Here is a 1,069-nt window from a genome sequence, read left to right as displayed (position 1 = left end):
TCACGCACACAGTGACACACATAAGAAAGGACAATTATTATGGGACATTCCAGCATTCTCTACGCGTTCACCAGTGAAAAAGACGCTATCGAAGCACTCAAAAAATATGCCAGCTACGATAACCTCATCGCCACTTTTCTCCAGTCGGTCGATCCCCTTACCCTCGAAAAAGACGTAGCCGATGAAGCTGACTATGTTGACTTCATCGACACATGGAACGATCCAGGCGATATCGTCGACTTGGAAATACAGTACATGCCATACACGCTTACCAGTAAGAATGACGGTATCGTTCACCTACGCGCTGATAGTGAAAAGATGAATAGTCTTGCACATGAAGCTGCGGAAACATTCCACCACGCTGCACGGATCGTAACCGATTACGGTTATATGCCACACTACGGTGCGCACAGTGAGGCAGACAGGCATGTCATGTGTGAGTACCGTCGTCTTACACAACCGTATGCGACTACTCGTATTATCATCATGAACCCGTCGGACTTATCATGGACAGTCCTTGAAAGTAGCCTCGATTATCTCGACCCCCACTATCGTGACCTGTACATCATTACTACAGTAACCGGCGACTACCACATCTAAACGCACTGCTTAGTTGCTAGAAGGACTACCCCTTTTGACGGTAGTCCTTCCTTCTTCTTTCTCACCTTGATAGTTTCTCTCACACCCTCACACGCTGACATGGCCTTTTCCTTGCATCTATGCACTTAGCTAAGGATTACGCATACGAGGCGCCTCGCATGGTAAGACAATACTTCCTTCAAAAATGTGAGTGGCTGTTTACCGCTTAGGCCTTCTTTTGTTTACCGATGAATGCTCGCCCTCCCAGCGGACGCATGTCAACCCATCCGAGCGTCTCTCAACAATAAATTGTTTCGGCCGCGCGAGCTGGGTCAAGCACCCCGAGGGCGTGACACGCATCCACCGGCAGGACGTGAAACGCAACCATCAACAAAAGAAAACCCAAGCGAAACACCCACTGTTTCACTTTTAACGGAAAGGATTATTATGACTACCACACTCGAAGCACCAGTAACCCGCAACTCCATTA

The 1,069-nt window shown here is 48.3% G+C and carries 1 protein-coding gene; it reads left to right on the top strand.

From position 1 onward, the window contains the following. Nucleotides 1–39 precede the first annotated feature (39 nt). Nucleotides 40–600 carry a hypothetical protein gene (locus tag ACFQY8_RS07985; RefSeq protein ID WP_377939453.1) on the top strand — a complete coding sequence of 187 codons (561 nt, stop codon included), beginning with the start codon at nt 40–42 and terminating at the stop codon, nt 598–600. Nucleotides 601–1,069 lie beyond the last annotated feature (469 nt).

It is taken from the genome of Alloscardovia venturai (assembly GCF_042676605.1).
GTDB lineage: Bacteria > Actinomycetota > Actinomycetes > Actinomycetales > Bifidobacteriaceae > Alloscardovia > Alloscardovia venturai.
The sequence above is the reverse complement of the archived record's forward strand: the minus strand, read 5'-3'. Positions and strand labels throughout refer to the sequence as shown.

Bases quoted from the DNA above. Each gene is read 5' to 3' on its own strand.
- ACFQY8_RS07985 (WP_377939453.1), top strand. From the start codon at position 40: ATGGGACATTCCAGCATTCTCTACGCGTTCACCAGTGAAAAAGACGCT.